The 17,389-nt window shown below is 63.7% G+C and carries 16 protein-coding genes and 1 riboswitch; of the genes, 4 read left to right on the top strand and 12 right to left on the bottom strand.

Features of this window, described 5'->3' with window-relative positions; all coding sequences use genetic code 11:
- Positions 1 to 22: 22 nt before the first annotated feature.
- Complete coding sequence (locus tag C8C98_RS15845; protein ID WP_121455061.1) at positions 23 to 1,000, bottom strand: tripartite tricarboxylate transporter substrate binding protein; 978 nt, start codon at positions 998 to 1,000, stop codon at positions 23 to 25.
- Positions 1,001 to 1,107: 107 nt separating this feature from the next.
- Positions 1,108 to 2,178 carry a CDP-6-deoxy-delta-3,4-glucoseen reductase gene (locus C8C98_RS15850; protein ID WP_121455062.1) on the bottom strand — a complete coding sequence of 357 codons (1,071 nt, stop codon included), beginning with the start codon at positions 2,176 to 2,178 and terminating at the stop codon, positions 1,108 to 1,110.
- A gap of 197 nt (positions 2,179 to 2,375) precedes the next feature.
- On the opposite strand from C8C98_RS15850, the gene C8C98_RS15855 reads away from it, so the two are divergent.
- Positions 2,376 to 3,338 carry an SDR family oxidoreductase gene (locus tag C8C98_RS15855; protein ID WP_121455063.1) on the top strand — a complete coding sequence of 321 codons (963 nt, stop codon included), beginning with the start codon at positions 2,376 to 2,378 and terminating at the stop codon, positions 3,336 to 3,338.
- 34 nt (positions 3,339 to 3,372) lie between these two features.
- Here C8C98_RS15855 and C8C98_RS15860 read toward each other — a convergent pair whose 3' ends face one another.
- From C8C98_RS15860 to C8C98_RS15905, 10 genes are all read right to left on the bottom strand, one after another.
- The gene (locus C8C98_RS15860; protein WP_121455064.1) at positions 3,373 to 4,098 is read right to left on the bottom strand and encodes a DUF4124 domain-containing protein; all 726 of its coding nucleotides are present in this window, start codon (positions 4,096 to 4,098) and stop codon (positions 3,373 to 3,375) included.
- Between the two features lie 36 nt (positions 4,099 to 4,134).
- Positions 4,135 to 4,656, bottom strand: a complete 522-nt coding sequence (locus tag C8C98_RS21595) for a hypothetical protein (protein WP_147436379.1) — start codon at positions 4,654 to 4,656, stop codon at positions 4,135 to 4,137.
- Positions 4,657 to 5,110: 454 nt separating this feature from the next.
- Entirely contained in the window at positions 5,111 to 6,070 is a 960-nt protein-coding gene (locus C8C98_RS15870) for a chemotaxis protein (RefSeq protein ID WP_099654962.1), read from the bottom strand.
- A 315-nt stretch (positions 6,071 to 6,385) separates the two neighbouring features.
- Complete coding sequence (locus C8C98_RS15875) at positions 6,386 to 7,249, bottom strand: fumarylacetoacetate hydrolase family protein (RefSeq protein WP_121455066.1); 864 nt, start codon at positions 7,247 to 7,249, stop codon at positions 6,386 to 6,388.
- Positions 7,250 to 7,273: 24 nt separating this feature from the next.
- Positions 7,274 to 8,032, bottom strand: coding sequence for an SDR family oxidoreductase (locus C8C98_RS15880; RefSeq protein WP_121455067.1), 759 nt, complete (start codon positions 8,030 to 8,032; stop codon positions 7,274 to 7,276).
- A gap of 65 nt (positions 8,033 to 8,097) precedes the next feature.
- Positions 8,098 to 9,378, bottom strand: a complete 1,281-nt coding sequence (locus C8C98_RS15885; protein WP_121455068.1) for a TRAP transporter large permease subunit — start codon at positions 9,376 to 9,378, stop codon at positions 8,098 to 8,100.
- A gap of 21 nt (positions 9,379 to 9,399) precedes the next feature.
- Positions 9,400 to 9,960, bottom strand: a complete 561-nt coding sequence (locus C8C98_RS15890) for a TRAP transporter small permease (protein WP_121455069.1) — start codon at positions 9,958 to 9,960, stop codon at positions 9,400 to 9,402.
- Between the two features lie 59 nt (positions 9,961 to 10,019).
- The gene (locus C8C98_RS15895; protein ID WP_233574566.1) at positions 10,020 to 11,267 is read right to left on the bottom strand and encodes a fumarylacetoacetate hydrolase family protein; all 1,248 of its coding nucleotides are present in this window, start codon (positions 11,265 to 11,267) and stop codon (positions 10,020 to 10,022) included.
- A gap of 88 nt (positions 11,268 to 11,355) precedes the next feature.
- Positions 11,356 to 13,137 carry an IlvD/Edd family dehydratase gene (locus C8C98_RS15900; RefSeq protein ID WP_121455070.1) on the bottom strand — a complete coding sequence of 594 codons (1,782 nt, stop codon included), beginning with the start codon at positions 13,135 to 13,137 and terminating at the stop codon, positions 11,356 to 11,358.
- 87 nt (positions 13,138 to 13,224) lie between these two features.
- Complete coding sequence (locus C8C98_RS15905) at positions 13,225 to 14,238, bottom strand: TRAP transporter substrate-binding protein (protein WP_121455071.1); 1,014 nt, start codon at positions 14,236 to 14,238, stop codon at positions 13,225 to 13,227.
- 152 nt (positions 14,239 to 14,390) lie between these two features.
- Between C8C98_RS15905 and C8C98_RS15910 the strand changes: the two genes are divergently transcribed.
- The 3 genes from C8C98_RS15910 (at position 14,391) to C8C98_RS15920 (ending at position 17,079) form a co-directional block, all read left to right on the top strand.
- On the top strand, positions 14,391 to 15,359 hold the full coding sequence (locus C8C98_RS15910; protein ID WP_121455072.1) for a LysR family transcriptional regulator: 969 nt from the start codon (positions 14,391 to 14,393) through the stop codon (positions 15,357 to 15,359).
- 180 nt (positions 15,360 to 15,539) lie between these two features.
- On the top strand, positions 15,540 to 16,022 hold the full coding sequence (locus tag C8C98_RS15915; RefSeq protein WP_121456314.1) for a hypothetical protein: 483 nt from the start codon (positions 15,540 to 15,542) through the stop codon (positions 16,020 to 16,022).
- A 149-nt stretch (positions 16,023 to 16,171) separates the two neighbouring features.
- Positions 16,172 to 16,350, top strand: a riboswitch (FMN riboswitch).
- A 201-nt stretch (positions 16,351 to 16,551) separates the two neighbouring features.
- Positions 16,552 to 17,079, top strand: a complete 528-nt coding sequence (locus C8C98_RS15920; protein WP_121455073.1) for a 6,7-dimethyl-8-ribityllumazine synthase — start codon at positions 16,552 to 16,554, stop codon at positions 17,077 to 17,079.
- Positions 17,080 to 17,389 lie beyond the last annotated feature (310 nt).

Genomic DNA, 17,389 nt, shown 5'->3' on the forward strand with positions numbered 1-17,389 from the left:
AAGCGCTGCAGCCTATTTTCTCTTAATCGACCTTGGCGCCCGAGAGCTTGACCACTTCCTGGTACCTGGCGCGCTCGCTGGCCATGAAGCTCTCAAACTGTTGCGGTGTGGTGGGCACAGGCTCGGCCAGCAGGGCGCCAAAACGGGTTTTGGTCTCAGGGGCCTGCAGCGCAGCCACAAAGGCCTTGTTGAGTTTGTCGATCACGGGTTTGGGCGTGCCCTTGGGGGCCACCAGGCCCCACCAGGTGTCGATGGAGAACCCCTTGAAGGTGTTGGCCATGGGGGGCACTCCGGGCAGTGCCGAAGAGGCCTCCAGTGATGTCACGGCCAGCGCCTTGAGCTTGCCTGAGCGGATGTTGGGCGCAGCCGCAGCCAGGTTGTCGATGTTGAAGTCCACCTCGCCTGCCAAAAGCGCCAGCTGTGCGGGGTTGGCCCCACGGTAGGGGATGTGCAGCGCAAAGATGTTGGCGCGCTGCTTGAACATTTCTCCGGCCAGATGGCCCGCGCTGCCGTTGCCACCGCTGCCGTAGTTGAGCTTAGCGGGATTGGCCTTGGCGTAGGCGATGAGGTCTGCCAGGGTGTGGATCTTGAGTTGTTCCGCTTTGGCTGCGTTCATCACCAGCACATTGGGCACGCGCACCATCTGCGTGATGGCCGTGAAGTCTTTGCCCGCGTCAAAGGGCATCCGGGTGTAGAGCCAGGGGTTGACGGCGTGGGTGGCCGTGGCGGCAATGCCGATGGTCAGCCCGTCGGGTGCGGCTTTGGCAATGGCGTCTGCGCCGATGTTGCCGCCCGCGCCCCCCTTGTTATCGATGATCACGGTGCCCAGCGAGTCGCGCACACGCTCTGCCAGTGCCCGCGCCGTCACATCGATCGGGCCACCCGGCGCATAAGGCACGATCAGCCGAATGGGCTGCCCGGCGTCTTGCGCCAAGGTCAGCGGGGTGGAAAAGGCGGCGGTGACTGCCGCACTGGCAATGAGGAGGTTTCTGCGGTTCATGGTGTGATTGTTGCAAAAAAGAAAACTGCCTTGGTGCTGAGAACCTTTTCATACAGGGCCAAAGGCAGCCCTTCATGCTGCGTGGGGCTGCCAACGCAGTGCCCTCGTCACGCAGAAGGGCCGTGCTTGTCAGCTTCGGAGGTGAAAGAGTCTGCGTAAAACTCGTCAGTAGGCAGCCCCCGCTGGGCGCTGTACGCCGTGCGTGCGGACTCCACCACGATGGGAGCACCGCAGGCGTACACCTGGTGGCCAGAGAGGTCGGCAAAATCATCCAGCACGGCCTGGTGCACAAAGCCTGTGCGGCCAGTCCACCCGTCTTGCGGCTGGGCGTCAGACACCACGGGCACATAGCGCAGGTGTGGCATGTGTGCTGCTTGTTCCAGCACCCACTGGTGCATGTACAGGTCTTCGGGGCGGCGCCCGCCCCAGTACAGCGTGGTGGGGCGGGTGATGGCCTTGGCTTGCATGTGCTCGATCAAGGCCTTGATGGGCGCAAAGCCCGTTCCAGAAGCCAGCAGCACGATGGGTTTGTCAGAGTCTTCGCGCAGGAAGAAGCTGCCAAAGGGGCCCTCGATCCGCAGGATTTCTTTCTCTTTCATTGCTCCGAACACATGGTCGGTGAACTTACCGCCCGGCAGGTGGCGGATGTGCAGCTCAATGCCTGCGGCAGCCTCTTGCGTATGTGGCGCATTGGCCATGGAATAGGCCCGGCGGGCCCCGTCGCGCAGGATGAACTCCACGTATTGCCCTGCGTGGTAGCGGAAGGTGTCTGCCGCAGGCAGTTGCAGGCGAATCCGCATCACGTCGTGGGACTGTTTCTCCAGCGAGGAGACACGCACCGGCATTTTCTTGATGGGGTAGGCGCTTTCATCGGTCACCTGGCGCGACTCCAGCACCACATCGGACAGTGGCCGTGCACAGCAGGTCAGCACAAAACCGGCAGCCTCTTCTTCCGCGCTCAGCGCCTTGGCCTGATGATCGGTATGGGTGACGGAGCCGCTGGTCTTTTTGCACTTGCAGGAGCCACAGGCGCCGTCTTTGCAGCCGTAGGGCAGGCCTACGCCGCTGCGGATGGCTGCGGCCAGGATGGTTTCATCGCCTTGGCTTTGGAAGGTGCGCCCGCTGGGCGTTACGGAGATCTGGAATGCGGCGCCAGCAGCGTCGTCGGGTCGCGTCATGTTGTGGGTATCCTCGGGGGCTTATGCAAATGGCGTCAATTTTGCCCGCAGAAACTGAAGGTGTGCTGAGCCGCACGGCTTTGCATTGCGTTTGTTCAGCGCGCCGCAGGGGGTTGGCCTTGGCGCTGTGGGCTTCAGAGCCTGTGGGTAGCCTGTTTGACCATTGAATTTCTCCGCTTGTTCACCCGAAAGAAATCATGAGTACCGTGGCTTTGTCCAGTGCCCTGGGCGCCTTGCCTGCCCGTTTTCGCCGTGAGCGATTGTTGATCGTGGGCTGTGGCGATGTTGGCAGCCGTGTGGCCCGCAACTTGGCGCAGGGGGCCGGGGCGGGGCGCATGCGGGTTCTGGCCCTGACCTCCAGCCCAGACCGCCGCGCCGCACTGCGTCAGTTGGGGGCAACCCCGGTGCTGGGCAATCTGGACGACGCAGCGAGCTTGCGGCGCTTGGCGGGCGTTGCCACGCGGGTGTTGCATCTGGCACCACCGCCTGGAGAAGGCGGGGGGCGCGATGCCTGGTGGCGTGACCCACGCACCCAGGCCCTGGGCCGCGTGCTGCGCATGCGCCGCTTGCCCGCATCGCTGGTGTACGCATCAACCAGTGGCGTGTACGGCGACTGCGCCGGAGCGCTGGTGCGTGAGGAGCGTCTGCTGGCGCCCGCCACACCCCGTGCCCAGCGGCGGGTGGATGCCGAGGCGGCTGTGCGCCACCTGGGGCGTGCGGGCGTGCGTGCCAGCATTTTGCGCATTCCCGGCATTTATGCGCCAGACCGTGAGGGGGGGACGCCCCGGGCCCGGTTGCTCAAAGGCACACCCGTGCTGGAGGCCGCTGATGATGTCTTCACCAACCACATCCATGCCGATGACTTGGCCCGGGCCTGCCTGGCGGCGCTGTGGCGAGGGCGTGCCCAGCGGGTGTACAACGTGAGCGACGGGCACCACCTGCGAATGGGTGACTATTTTGATTTGGCTGCGGACCTGTACGGGCTCCCCCGCCCACCCCGTATTGCGCGCAGCGCCGCCAAGGAGCAATTGCCTCTGGTGCTGCTGAGCTTTATGAGCGAATCGCGCCGCTTGGACAACCAGCGCATGGTGCAGGAGCTGGGCTTGCGGCTGCAGTTTCCAGACGTTGCAACGGGGTTGTCGGCTCGCCCCGCCGCTTGAGGTCACATCTCGGGGCTTGGCCGCTGGGGGATTGTCAGCAGGGGGCCTGCCCGCCTTTGGATTTGCACACGCCGCCATTGCCTGGAAACTGGCCGGGGCCTGACCGTGGGTAGCGTGCCCCGGTGTTGTCGATGCAGTGGAAGTTGCTGCAGGTCGTCAGGTAAGGCTGCTGGGGTACCGGAGCCGGCGTGGGATAGACCGGGCGTCGCTGCGGAGTGACCACGACGCGGGGTTGAGCGGCCCGGGCGCGCTCTAGCTCCGCATAGCCTTGCGGCCCCAGGCAGTCCAGGTCCATTTGCCGTTGTGCCGCTTCAATGCGCATCTCCTGGTCGTAGTTGGAGCGAGACAGACCGGTCGACACCAGTTCCAGGTTTCTGCGCGATTTGGCGCATTCGGGTGAGCTGGCGTAGTCTTTGGGCAAGGGGGCTGCGGCGGCGGCCCGTGCGGCGCGCAGGCGCTCTTGTTCCACCTCGCGCTGGCTTTGCGCACTGGCTGCTGCACTTTCGGCTTGCTGCCGCTGTTGTTTGAGTTCCAGCGCCCGCTCGGCAGAGCGTCGCTCCTGCTCAATTTCCTCCGCTGTGCGTTTGGCTTCCACCTCGTGGGCAGCGGCACCCGTTGCGCACTTGCCGTCGGTGTAGGTGACTTGTCCGGTCTTGGCGTCGGTGCAGCGAATGACTTGGCTGAACGCAGGCAGGGCACTGCAGGCACAAAGTACCACTGCGGCGGGCCATTTCCACAGGGGCTTCAGGCGGTAAGGCATGGCATTGTTCCGGGTTGGAGTGGGCGGCGCAGGCGGTCAGCGGTTTGTCGGGTCTGAAGGCCTGGCGCCTCGGCCGCGATTGTCCTCTGCAGACTGGCCTTGGCTCGGTGGCCGGGCATCGCGCCAGACCCTGTCCGGGCTTTGCGCAGGCGGTGGGGGGGGCGGCTGAACGCGTTCAGGGGGGCGTCCTCGCTGGGCCTCTCGGTCGTGGCGCTCTCTGTCTTCCCGGTCTCTGCGGTCGCGATCGGCGCGGTCTCTGTCGCGGGCGTTGTCTCGATCACGGCCATTGTCTCGGTCGCGCCAGCGGTCGTTGGCTGCAGGCGGGTGGTTCCAGCCCCGGCGGTCATCGTCGTAGGGGCGCCCATAGTAAACAGGCGGGGGCGGCGCCACCGGGTAGGGGCGAATCAGCGGAGGCTGGTTGTATATATACACCGGTTGGGGTTGGTACGCCGGGTAGTAAGGGGCCTCGTAATAGGGGTCTCCGGGCACGGTGGTGCAGGCGGCCAGCCCTGCGCACAGCGCAAAAGCACCTGCGAATCGGCTGATGGATGGTTTCATGGGTGGATCCCTTTGGGGCAGGCTGCGTGCCCCGTGTGCCTGAGTCTAGGCCGCGACTGGTGCGGTGGCTTGCAGTGGCGGTGCATCACACCATGACGCCTGGGGCCCTGTTTTGGTTGACGGGGCTGGGGTTTTGAGCGCGCTGAGCCTTTCGGCTGTGCGGTAGAGGCTCTCAGCGCCATGCCGTCGGGGCGCTGTCGTGAGCGACGGTGTTGTCCGTGTCAGGAGGTGAAAGCACGCACCCAGGCAGGCTTACATCGGTTCACCAAACTCCCTGGCGTCGTTGTCTCGTCCTGGCGCACTGCTTGTACTGCCTTCGACGTGGCGTCTGGCCAGGGCCGCTTCGCTTCGTTTTGCCAGCCGCTCTTCATCCTGGTCCACAAGCTGCTAATGCTTGTGGACGGACGCAGCAGTGTCTTTCCATCCCTGGCATTGCCAGGGACGGGGTAAGTCATCAGCGGGGGAGAACGCGTCGAATGGTTTCGGCCAAGTCTTCGGCCACAAACTTGGCGACGTAGCCGTCCGCGCCCACACTGCGGACGTGGTCTTCGTTGGCCGAGCCAGACAGTGAGGAGTGAATCACCACAGGCAGGCCACTGAAGCGAGCGTCTTGCTTGATGTTGCGGGTGAGGGTGAACCCGTCCATCTCGGGCATTTCCAGGTCGGTCAACACCATGGCCACACGGTCTGTAACAGACTTGCCCTCGGCTTCTGCGGCCTTGGCAATGGCATTCAGCCGGTCCCAGGCTTCTTTGCCGGACTTGACCATCTCGTACGGAGCTTGGAGGACCTTCAGTTCCTGCTCGATGAGTGAGCGGGCCACAAAGGAGTCATCCGCTGCGAGGATGATGGTGCCGGGCTTGAGCTTGAGCTTGGCGCCCACTTTCTCTTCCGTGACTTCATGGCCGTCGGAGGGCGAGACCATTTGCAAAATGGCTTCCACGTCCAGCACCTGGGCCAGGCGGGACTCATCGGTGTTGCCATCCAGGCGTGCAATGCTGGTGACCAGCTTGCCTGCAGCGCCGCTGGTTTCAGCCGACAGCACTTGTTTCCAGTCGAGGCGAACGATGTCCTCCACCGATTCGACTGCAAAGGCTTGCGTAGTGCGCGCGTATTCAGTCACCAACATGATGTTGAGCCCCGTTTGGGGCTTGCAGCCCACGATGGAGGGCAAGTCCAGCACCGGGATCACCTGGCCGCGCAGGTTGACCACCCCCAATGAATGGGCCGTGGTTCCGGCGATGGGCGTGATGCTGGGCATGGCCACGATCTCGCGGATCTTGAACACATTGATCCCGAACAGCTCTGATTTGCCCAGCGCACTGTCAATACCCAGTCGGAACAACAGCAGCTCGAACTTGTTCGTGCTGGTGAGGTTGGTCCGTTCGTCGATTTCTTGCTGAACTGCTTTCATGGTCGATGTCCTTCGCGCTGATACGCACGTTTACAAATTCTAGAAGCAGTTCGGGGTGCGTTGGGGGGGAATTTTTCAGGCTTAACCCCAATAACCTGCGTTTGGCTGGCACTGCCCCTGTATCTCGGGGGCTACAAGGCCGTGGCAGCGTCCTGAAAATGCATTGTCAATGCGTGAGGGCGTAGCGTTTACGCATCATTTTGCGCAGTTTCCGCTCTCGACCCCCTGCGCGTCAGGGGCAAAAGCCCGTGCGCGCAGACCGGTTCGATGCACCCAACGCCGGTGCCAGCGCCGGGTTGTCATTCTGCGGGGTTCTCAGCCATCAATGAGCTGAGGGTCCCAGGCGAAGACCGTCTGGCGTTGGTCGCCCAGCTTTTCGATGCCCAGGGTGATGACATCGCCTGGCTTCAAAAACTGGGGTGCGGGCTTTTTGCCCATGCCCACACCTGGCGGGGTACCTGTGGTGATGAGGTCTCCCGGCTCCAGGGTCATGAAGCGGCTGAGGTAGCTGACGAGCTGAGCCACCGTAAAAATCATGGTGCGGGTATTGCCGGTTTGCTGGCGTTCGCCATTCACATCCAGCCACATCGCCAAGTTTTGCGGATCACCTACCTCGTCGGCACTGACCAGCCAAGGGCCAATGGGGCCAAAGGTGTCGCAGCCCTTGCCCTTGTCCCAGGTGCCACCGCGCTCGAGCTGGTACTCGCGTTCGGAAATATCGTTGATGGTGCAGTAGCCCGCCACATGCTTTAACGCATCAGCTTCACTCACATAGCGCGCACGGGTGCCGATGACGACGCCCAACTCCACTTCCCAGTCTGTCTTGACGGAGCCCTGCGGCAGCACCACCGGGTGGTTGCAGCCCACGGCGCAATCCACAGTCTTGGTGAAAACGATGGGCTCTTGTGGGATGGGCATGTTGGCCTCGGCGGCGTGGTCTGCGTAGTTCAGGCCAATGGCAATGAATTTGCGCATGCCTGTCCAGGGCACGGCCAGGCGACCAGGCGCCACCACCGGCAGGGTGGATGCGTCCAGACTGGCCAGTGCGGCCATGCCCGTGGGAGACAGGGTGCTGGGGCCGATGTCCGGCAGCACGGCGCTGAGATCGCGCACCGTGCCATCGATGTGCAGCAGGGCGGGCTTTTCTTGCCCCTTGGGGCCGTGGCGTAGCAGTTTCACTTCATGTCTCCTTGGTAAGTCGGTTCAGTTGGACCAACCGCCGTCGATGATCTGGGTGGTGCCTGTGGTGAAGGACGATTCATCGCTGGCGAGGTACACGGCCAGCGCCGCAATTTCTTCGGCGCGCCCCAGGCGGCCCATGGGCTGGCGTTCGACAAAGCCTGACTCTACCTGCGCCAAGCTTTGGCCCGTAGCCAGGGCCTGGGCACTGATGCGCTCTTGCAGCGAGGGCGACAGCACGGTGCCGGGGCAAATGGCATTGCAGCGAATGCCTTGGGCCACAAAGTCTGCGGCCACGGATTTGGTCAGGCCGACGATGGCCGCCTTGGTGGTGCCGTAGACAAACCGGTTGGGCGCCCCTTTGATGCTGCCTGCGACCGACGCCACGTTGATGATGGAGCCGCCACCTTGGGCCAGCATGCCGGGCAGAAACGCCTTGATGGTGCGAAATTGCGAGCGCACGTTCAGCTCGAACGCAAACGCCCATTCGTCTTCGGTGCAGTCCAGCACGCTGCCTGCATGCACAAACCCGGCACCGTTAAACAGCACCTGGATGGGGCCCGCAGACTGCGCCACCGCGGCGATGGCCAGTGGGTCGGTGACATCCAGGGTGTGCACTGCGCAGCCAATGTCGTCCTGGAGCGTGGCGAGCGCTTGGGCATTGATGTCGGTGGCGATCACGCGTGCGCCCTGGGCCGCAAAAGCGACGGCGGTGGCGCGGCCTATGCCTTGGCCTGCAGCGGTGACAAAAGCGGTTTTGTTGGCAAGTCGAAGGGTGGGCATGGTTTTGGAGAGGGAGCAAGGGTGATGGCGATGGAGGGGCTCAGATGCGGGGAGCGCTGCAGCCCCTAGCCGATGAACCAGCGCATAGGCACCAGCACGATGGAGGGAAACAGCACCATCAAAAACATCACGGCGAACTGGGCCGCCATGAAGGGGATGACGCCCCGGGTGACCTCGTCCATCCGCATCTTTCCGACCCCAGCCACCACGTTCAGCACCGTGCCCACGGGGGGCGTGATCAGCCCGATGGCGTTGTTGATGATGAACAGCACGCCGAAGTACACGGGGTCGATGCCCGCGGCCTTGACCACGGGCATCAGCACTGGCGTCATGATCAGGATGGTGGGGGTCATGTCCATGGCGGTGCCCACGGCCATCACCAGCAGCATGATGGCGATCATGAGCAGCGTAGGGCTGTCCATGAAGGGGCGCAGTAGCGCAATCAGCTGCCGGGGGATGTCGGCCACCGTGATGAGCCAGGCGCTCACCATGGCTGCAGCCACCAGGAACATGATCACCGCCGTGGTCTTGGCAGCGCTCACAAACACAGCTGTGAGCTCGCGCCAGTGCAGTTCTCGGTAGACCAGCGTGGCCACCAACAGGGCGTACACCGCCGCCACGGCCGCTGCTTCGGTGGGTGTGAAAACGCCCATCTTTAAGCCCACGATCACTATCACGGGAAGAACCAGCGCCCAGGTGGAATCCTTGAGTGCCTGCAGCATTTCTGCGGTGGATGCTTTGGGTGGCGGTGTGATGTTCTCGCGCTGCGATACCCAATACCAGGCCACTGCGATGGCCAGCCCCATCATCAAGCCCGGCACGATGCCCGCTAGAAACAGCTTGCTGATCGACACGTTGGCGGCCACGCCAAACACCACGAACCCGATGGACGGCGGGATGACGGGTGCGATGATGCCCGCCGAGGCAATCAGCCCCCCGGCGCGCGCCTTGTCGTGCCCGGCCTTCACCATCATGGGCAGCAGCAGGGCCGCCAGTGCCGCCGTGTCGGCCACGGCAGAGCCCGACAGTGCGGCCAGCATGCAGGCCGCCAAAATGGCCACAAACCCCAGCCCGCCGCGCTTGTGCCCCACCAGCGTCAGCGCGAGCTTGACGATGCGTTGGGACAAGCCGCCCACGTTCATGATCTCGCCCGCCAGCATGAAGAACGGCACCGCCAGCAGCGGAAACGAGTCCGCCCCGTTGATGACGTTCTGTGCAAGGATTTGGGCGTCAAACAGGTCCAGGTGCCACATCAGTGCCGCTCCAGACACCAGCAGAGCGTAAGCGATGGGCACGCCAATGGCCATGGCGGCCAGCAGAGAGCCAAGGAAGATGAAAACAGTCATGTTGCAGGTCTCCTGGGCGGATTACTTGTGGGGTGCGCCGGTGCGATCGAGGTGCAGGTCCTCGACCGAGGCCAGGTCTTCCGATTCGGTGACTTGCACCAGCTCGTCGTCTCTGATCTGGCCCGACAGAAGGCGCCAGAGGTCCATCAGCAGCAAGAGACCGGACGCCACGGCAAACACTACGCCTGATGCATAGAAGATGGCCATGGAGGCTCCCGTCACCGGCGCCTCCACATCCAGGTTGATGCGCGCCTGGGCCAGGGCCCCGCTGAACAGCAGCCAGGTGCAAAACAGCATCAGCCCGTAGCTGGCCACCAGGCAGATGCGCTGGACGAAGGGTGGTAGCTTGGTGAGCAGCATGTCGGTGCCCAGGTGGCCATGCTCGCGGACCGCCACGATGGCCCCGAGGAACGTGATCCACACGAACAGCCAGCGCGACAGCTCTTCGCTGACCGAAATGCCGGAGTTGAAGGCGTAGCGCAACACCACGTTGCCAAATACCAGCAGCACCATCACCGCAAGGGCCAGGGCGATCAGCAGGTTGATGCAGCGGCAGCACCGGTCAATGAAAGAGGTCAGCATGCGTATGTCTCCGTGATGGCGGGGCCATTCATTGGGGGTTGGAGGCGCGTGATGCCGACTCACAAGCGGGCGTTGCGCAACAGGCCGCGCTGTGCCAGGTTGTTGATGAAAGCGCGCAGACCAAACTGCCAGGGCGCTGCCGTTTCACTGTGCGTCACGCGGTTGTGCAGGCCGCCCAGCCATGCGCTGTGGATGGTGACCACGTCGCCCAGTTTGTGGGTGAAGCCGCTGCCCGGCTGGTCGCGGTCTTCAATGGGTGCAAACAGCGTGCCGAGAAACAGCATGAACCCGTCGGGGTACTGGTGTGCCGCCAGCGTCTGCGCCACCAGGTCGGCCGGGTCGCGGCTGATGCTGGCCATGGTGTTGATGCCACGCAGCTCAAAGCCGTCCACCCCGGCCACGCGCAAGTGCACGGTTTCGTTGCGCACCTGGTCCAGGCCAAAACCCGCATCGAACAGGCGGATGAATGGCCCCAATGCGCACGATGCGTTGTTGTCCTTGGCTTTGCCCAGCAGCAGCGCGCTGCGGCCTTCGATGTCGCGCAGGTTCACGTCGTTGCCCAGCGTGGCGCCCACGATGTCACCGCGTCCATTCACTGCCAGCACCACCTCGGGCTCGGGGTTGTTCCAGGCCGAATCGGCGCGTATGCCGATGTCCTGGCCGCAGCCCACTGAGGCCAGCACGGGCGCCTTGGTGAACACTTCCGCGTCGGGACCAATGCCTACCTCCAGGTACTGCGACCACAGGCCTTTTTCCTGCAGCAGCGCTTTCAGCGCCATGGCTTGGGGCGAGCCGGGGTGGATGTCGGCCAGGCTCTCGCCAATCAGCCCGATCACCTGGCTTCTGAGCCCCTGTGCGCGGCTGGCGTCGCCCCGTGCCTGTTCCTCGATCACCCGCTCAATCAGGCTCGCGGCAAAGGTGACGCCAGCGGCTTTGACCACCTGCAGATCGCAGGGTGCCAACAGCCATGGCGCGCCTGCGTTGCGTTGGCCGGGCAGGCTGTTCTGAATGAGGTCTTCCACACTGCACAACCACTGGCCCTGCGTGCCTTGCACCGCCTGTGCGGGTTGGGCTTGGTCCAGCAGGGTGCTCATGGTGGGGTAGTGTTCGGTCAGGTCGAACACACCTTCGGGCCGCAGTGCGACCACGGCGGGCCCGGGGATGGCTCCGGGGGCCCACACACGGCCCACCAAGGCGCCTTGCAGGCCGTCTGTGGGCAGCACCTGGGCGGTGGATGGGCTTGGGTGGGCTGAGGCAGGGGCGTGCTTGTCCGCACCGGCCTTAGTGGCCGCTGTTGTGGGGGTCATGGAATGTCCTTTAAGTTGCCCGGCTGCAGCTTGCGCAACGCACGCCATGGTCGGCGTGGTGCCGTGGTGGCGCGCTGCAGGGCCGGGCTCAGTGGTTGTGGCGTGGGGTGTTTTCAGAGATGCGCTGGAACTGCAGCGCGAAGTCCAGCGTCGCGCCATCCACCAGTTGGCCCGTCTTTTCGCGGTAAAGCGCTTCCCACGGAGACTGGCTCTTGGGGATCGGGGGCGCGGGTAGCTCGCGGCGGCGGCGTGCGATCTCTTCGGGCACCACCAGCGCATTGCAGCGGCCCGTGTTCAGGTCAATGCGGATGGTGTCGCCGCTTTGCAGCCAGCTTAGGCCTCCGCCCACGGCACTCTCTGGCGATACGTTCAGGATGGAGGGGCTATCGGCCGTGCCGGACTGTCGACCATCGCCCAGGGTGGGCAGGGTGTTGATGCCGCGCTGGATCAGTGCATCGGGCGGCTGCATGTTGACCACTTCGGCCGATCCCGGCCAGCCAATGGGCCCCGCGCCGCGCATCACCAGAATGCAGCCTTCGTCGATGTTCAGTGCGGGGTCGTTGATGCGGGCGTGGTAGTCGTCCGCGCCTTCAAACACCACGGCGCGGGCTTCAAAAGTGCCCTCCTGGCCTGGGCGGCTCAGGTAGCGGGCGCGGAAGGCCTCGGAGATCACCGAGGTCTTCAAAATACCAAAGTCAAACAGGTTGCCGCTGAGCACCAGGAAGCCTGCCTTTTGCAGCAACGGCCGATCAAATGGGCGAATCACCTCGCGGTCGCGGGTTTCGCGGCCTTGCAGGTTGTCGCCCACTGTGCGGCCCGTCACGCTGGCGCAGTCGTTGTGCAGGCGCCCGGCTTGCTGCAACTCCCACATCAGTGCGGGCACCCCACCGGCGCGGAAAAAGCGCTCGCCCAGGAACTGGCCTGCGGGCTGCATGTTCAGCAGCAGAGGCAGGTCGTAGGCGTGTTCGGTCCAGTCCTTGGCTTCTAGCACCACGCCAGCGTGGCGCGCCATGGCCATGATGTGCACCTGTGCGTTGCTTGATCCCCCGGCCACGCTCACCACCGACAGCGCGTTGAGAAAGCTCTCGCGCGTCAGGATGCGGGAGGGGCGCAGGTCTTCATAGGCCATCTCGACGATGCGGCGCCCGGTTTCATAGGCCATCTGGCCCCGCTCTCGGTAAGGCGCCGGAATGGCCGCGCAGCCGGGCAGCGACAGGCCCAGGGCTTCGGCCACGGCGTTCATGGTCGATGCCGTGCCCATGGTGTTGCAGTGCCCGGCAGAGGGCGCACTGCTGCAGGCGCGTTGCAAAAATTCCTCTTCGTCAATCTCACCAGCGGCCAACTGGCGGCGGCTGCGCCAGATGACGGTGCCTGAGCCCACCAACTCACCGTTGTGCCAGCCGTCCAGCATGGGGCCGCCGGAGAGCACGATCGCCGGAATGTCCACTGTGCTGGCCGCCATCACGCCCGCAGGGGTCGTTTTGTCGCAGCCCGTGGTCAGCACCACGGCGTCGATGGGGTAGCCGTACAGCGTCTCTACCAGGCCCAGGTAGGCCAGGTTGCGGTCCAGTGCCGCAGTGGGGCGACGGCAGTTCTCAAAAATGGGATGCACGGGGAATTCCATGGGAATGCCCCCTGCGTCGCGGATGCCCTCGCGCACACGGCGTGCCAGATCGACATGGATGCGGTTGCAGGGCGACAAGTCACTGCCTGTTTGTGCGATGCCGATGATGGGGCGGCCTGAGCGCAGTTCTTCGGGTGTGAGTCCATAGTTCATGAACCGCTCTAGGTACAGCGCAGTCATGTCCGAGCGCGCAGGGTCGGCAAACCAGTCGCGGGAGCGAAAGGGGCGGCGAGGTGTCTTTTGCATGGGGCTACCAGTGGCGCAGGTATGAGGGGTTGGCGGCGTTGGCCCACGCGCGGCATCACACCGCGCGGTTCAAGTGGTGATACAGGTTTACTTGGCGGGGGTGCCGCGCGCTTTGGCCAGTTCGCCCATCAGTTCGCTGGTCGTTGCCTCTCCAAACTCACGCCCGTATTTGGTCAACACTGGCTGCAGTTTGGTGCGCAGCTTGGCCTGCTCTGCGGCAGGCAGCTCGGTGATCTGCATGCCTGCCTTCTTCAGTTCGCCCAGCGCAGTTTCGCTGAAGGCGCGGATGGTCTTGCGCTCAAACAGCGTGGCTTCGCGTGCGGCCTCCTGCACGATCTTTTGCTCTTCGGCCGACAGGCCATCCCAGGTCTTCTTGGACATCAGCAGCACCCACGCGCTGTATATGTGGCGCGACAGCACCAGGTGCTTTTGCACTTCGTAGAACTTGCTGGCCAGGATGGTGGCCGGTGGGTTCTCCTGCCCGTCCACGGCAGCTTGCTCCATGGCGGTGTACAGCTCGGTAAACGGCATGGGCGTGGCATTGGTGCCCAGTGCGTTGAAGGTGTCCAGGAACAGGGGGCTCTGGATTACGCGCAGTTTCAGGCCTGCCAGATCATCCGCTTTGTTGATAGGGCGTCGCGAGTTGGTCACGTGGCGAAAGCCGTTCTCCCAGTAGCCCAGGCCGATGAGGCCCTTGTCGGGCAGCATGGCCAGCAGCTTCTGGCCGAAGGGGCCATCCAGCACGGCGTCGGCTTCTTGCTCGTTGTTGAAGGTGAGCGGCAGGTTCAGCACGCCAAAGGGTTTGATCAGCGACATCAGCGTGGAGGAATCCGGCACCGTCATCTCCAGCGTGCCGCCACGCAAGGCCGATGTCATGCTCACGTCGTTGCCCAGTGAGCCGCTGGCAAACAGCTTGGCGTTCATCTTGCCGCCGCTCTTGGCTTGGAGCCTTTCGGCAAAGTGCTTGACCGCCAGTGCCTGGGGGTGGTCTTCGCTCAGGCCGATGCCTACCTTGAACACATGCTCTTTGATTTGCGCGGACACCGGGGCGGCCAAAGCGGCCAGCACCGTGGCGGCCAGGGCGAGGGATTTGAACTTCATGTCTGTCTCCGTTGGTATGGCTGTGTCGCGGCAGGTGTGCCGCCCACGCCCTGCGGTTCCTTTGTAGGCCCGTCAGTGACGCAGGCCGAAGGGTAGGTCTGGCCCCTGTATGGGTCTACTGAATTTTTTGCTACGATCCATTCCAAATGGTTATGGGTGCAGACATTTTTCCGGGTAAACCCTTGTCTTTGGCGCAGGCCTGTGCGCGGCTGCGGTTTCGGCATTTGCAGTTTCTGGACATCCTCGGGCGCACCCGCAACCTGCGTTTGACAGCCGAGCAGATGCACGTTACCCAGCCTGCGGCCACCAAGATCCTCATGGACATAGAGGAGATCCTGGAGGCTCGTTTGTTCGACCGCTTGTCTCGCGGCATGCGGCCCAACGAACTGGGGCTTTTTACCCTGCGCTACGCCAGCGCTGTGCTCGACGGCCAGCGCCAGTTTGTGGACGAGTTCAATGCCCTCAAGCAAGGCGGGCATGGCCACTTATCGATTGGCGCCATCACCGGCTCCGCGGCCCATTTGCTGGTGGCGTCTGTGGCTGAAATCCAGCGTTTGCGACCTTTGCTGGTGCTCAAAATTCTGGAGCAGAGCAGCGACCAGTTGGTGCTATGGCTGGCAGAGCGCAAGATCGACCTGATGATTGGTCGCTTCACCGAAGATGCGCAGCGCAGCCAGTTCCATTACGAGCGTTTGTCTGCCGAGCCACTGCAGGTGGTGGCCGGGCTGCACCACCCTTTGCGCGGCACGGTGGACCTGGCCTTGACCGAGCTGGCCCACTGGCCCTGGATTCTGTACCCCGCCTCTACCGCCGTGCGCAAGGTGTCTGACGATATCTTTGGCAGCGCCGGGCTGGCGCCCACCTCCGGGGTGGTGGAGACGCCTTCTTTTTTATTTGCACTGGAGTTGATGCACGCCACCGACATGCTGTCGCTGCAGCCCGCTGCGCTGGTCGAAAAATACGTGAACAAAGGCCTGCTGGCCCGCATCCCGGTGGAGCTGCCGGACCGCATGCCCGACTACGGCCTGATCACCCGGCTGGGCGAGCCGCCGACACCGGCCGCGCAGGCCTTCATGGACGTGCTGCGCGAGGCGGCCAGTCGTCCAATGGACGGTTTTTGATCGCCCCGATCCATAACGAACAGTTATTGAAAAACAGGTTGATGGCTGCAGGCCAGCGCTGCGCCTCACGGGGCAATGGCCCTGCGAGGTGGCTCTGAATCGCAGCTTTCAGTGCAAGGCGCCCCGAGCCGTTATGCTCTGCGCCCCTTCTTCGCCTCCTTGGCTTTTTTCGCCCCGCCCATGCAAGACACCCACGACACGACCGACGCTATTCAGGAACCACGCCTTTGGAGCGACGGCCGCTGGACGGCGCGTGTCGTCAAAAATGAAGACGACGACGGTTGGGCCGTGGCGATGACCCTGCAGGGTGAGGCCGAGCCCGCCCTGGTGGGCCCGTGGACCATGGGGCGCGACAAGAAGAACCCCAAGCCCCTGGATGTGTCGGCTTTCAATACCCTGGTCAAAACCGCCAGCGAGGTGATTCGCCGCCACGAGCAGCAGTTGCATGCCCAGCTCAACAAGAGTGTGCACATCACCGTGCAAGGCCAGCGCCTGCGGGTGGCCCTGGCCATCGTGCCGGACGAGGAGGGCGCCACGGCCACCTTGAGCGCGCAGGACGAACTGGGGGAAGAGCTGGGGCGCGTGCGTGTGCCGCCCACCTTCAAGCTCACGGTTGCCAGTGCTGCCGCCTGGGCCGAGGGCGGCTTTGAGCGGCCCCGGTAAGGCATGCACAGCAGCGCTTGACCACGCAGCCCCTGGAACTTAGCCCCTGAGAATCGCACTGCCAGAGCGGGCAAAGCAGCTGCCTATCACTGCACGCCTGGGCGGACCTAGAATCGCTTGCGTCGGGCTTGGAGCTTTTTCACGCCCGGCAGCGTTCTCAGGGCGGGGTGAAATTCCCCACCGGCGGTATCTGTGGCCTCACAAGGTTGCAGGAGCCCGCGAGCGCCTGCAGGGCCGTTCCTTCTTGTGGAAGAACCACCCCGCAGGGTCAGCAGATCTGGTGCGATGCCAGAGCCGACGGTCACAGTCCGGATGAAAGAGATCGCGAAACCATGGGCCTCCCGTTCAGTGGGGTGCCTGTGTGTGGTGCTGCGCGTGTAGCGGCGGCTGGCTTGCTGTCCCTTGTTGTGGCAGAGCAGGTGGGCTGCGCAATGTGCGTGGTGCTGTGCGCGGGTGCCTTTTGTGGCACGGGTGCCCTTGTTCGCGCGCCCTGATTCTGGTAACCCTTTCTTCGCAACGAGATAAGTCCATGAATCAGTCCTTCCACTCCCATGCCGCAGCCGCCAACGCCGAGTTGGGCCGCACCAGCGCAGTGCCCCGCAACGAGCGCGTGGCCATTCTCTGCGCCAACTGGCATCGGGACATCGTTCACCAGGCCCGCGATGCTGCGGTGGCAGAGTTCGCTCGCAGTGGCTTGTCGCCCAGCCAGGTGGTGCACTACGAGGTGCCTGGAGCCTTCGAGATACCGCTGCTGGCCAAAAAGCTGGCGCGCAGCGGGCGCTACGACGCCATCGTGGCTTGCGCGCTGGTGGTGAACGGTGGCATCTACCGCCACGAGTTTGTGACCTCTGCCGTGATCGACGGGATGATGCGTGTGCAACTGGACACCGAAGTGCCCGTGTTGTCTGCCGTTCTCACCCCCCGCGACTTTCACGAGCACGAGGACCATCTGCGCTTTTACCGCGAGCACTTCGTGAAGAAGGGCGTTGAAGTGGCCCAGGCCTGCCTGGCCACGCTGGACAATCTGAGCGCCCTGGTGGAGCCAGACAGTCAGTGATTGATTTGCTATTAAAAATATAGCTGCTAGCGCTGGTGTATCAAGCGCTGAAGTGTATTTTTATTTGGATTCTCAGCGGATGGCCGCCTCGGCGAAGTGGCTGGCCAGGGCGCTGCCGGATATTGCAAACCGTCTTGATGTCTGTCAAACCGCTGTGGGCCCTGCGCGCAAGAATGGTGCTTTTGACGATTTTGTGACGTACCCCCAGGTGTACCGTGAGGCCTGCTTCAGCGGCCTGGGGAGAGCCTTTGTCGATGCCCATGCACGCCAGCGTAGCCTGCAACGCTGCATGCGTGGGCGCCCCCCACCG

The organism is Acidovorax sp. 106 (assembly GCF_003663825.1).
Classification (GTDB): Bacteria; Pseudomonadota; Gammaproteobacteria; order Burkholderiales; family Burkholderiaceae_C; genus Acidovorax.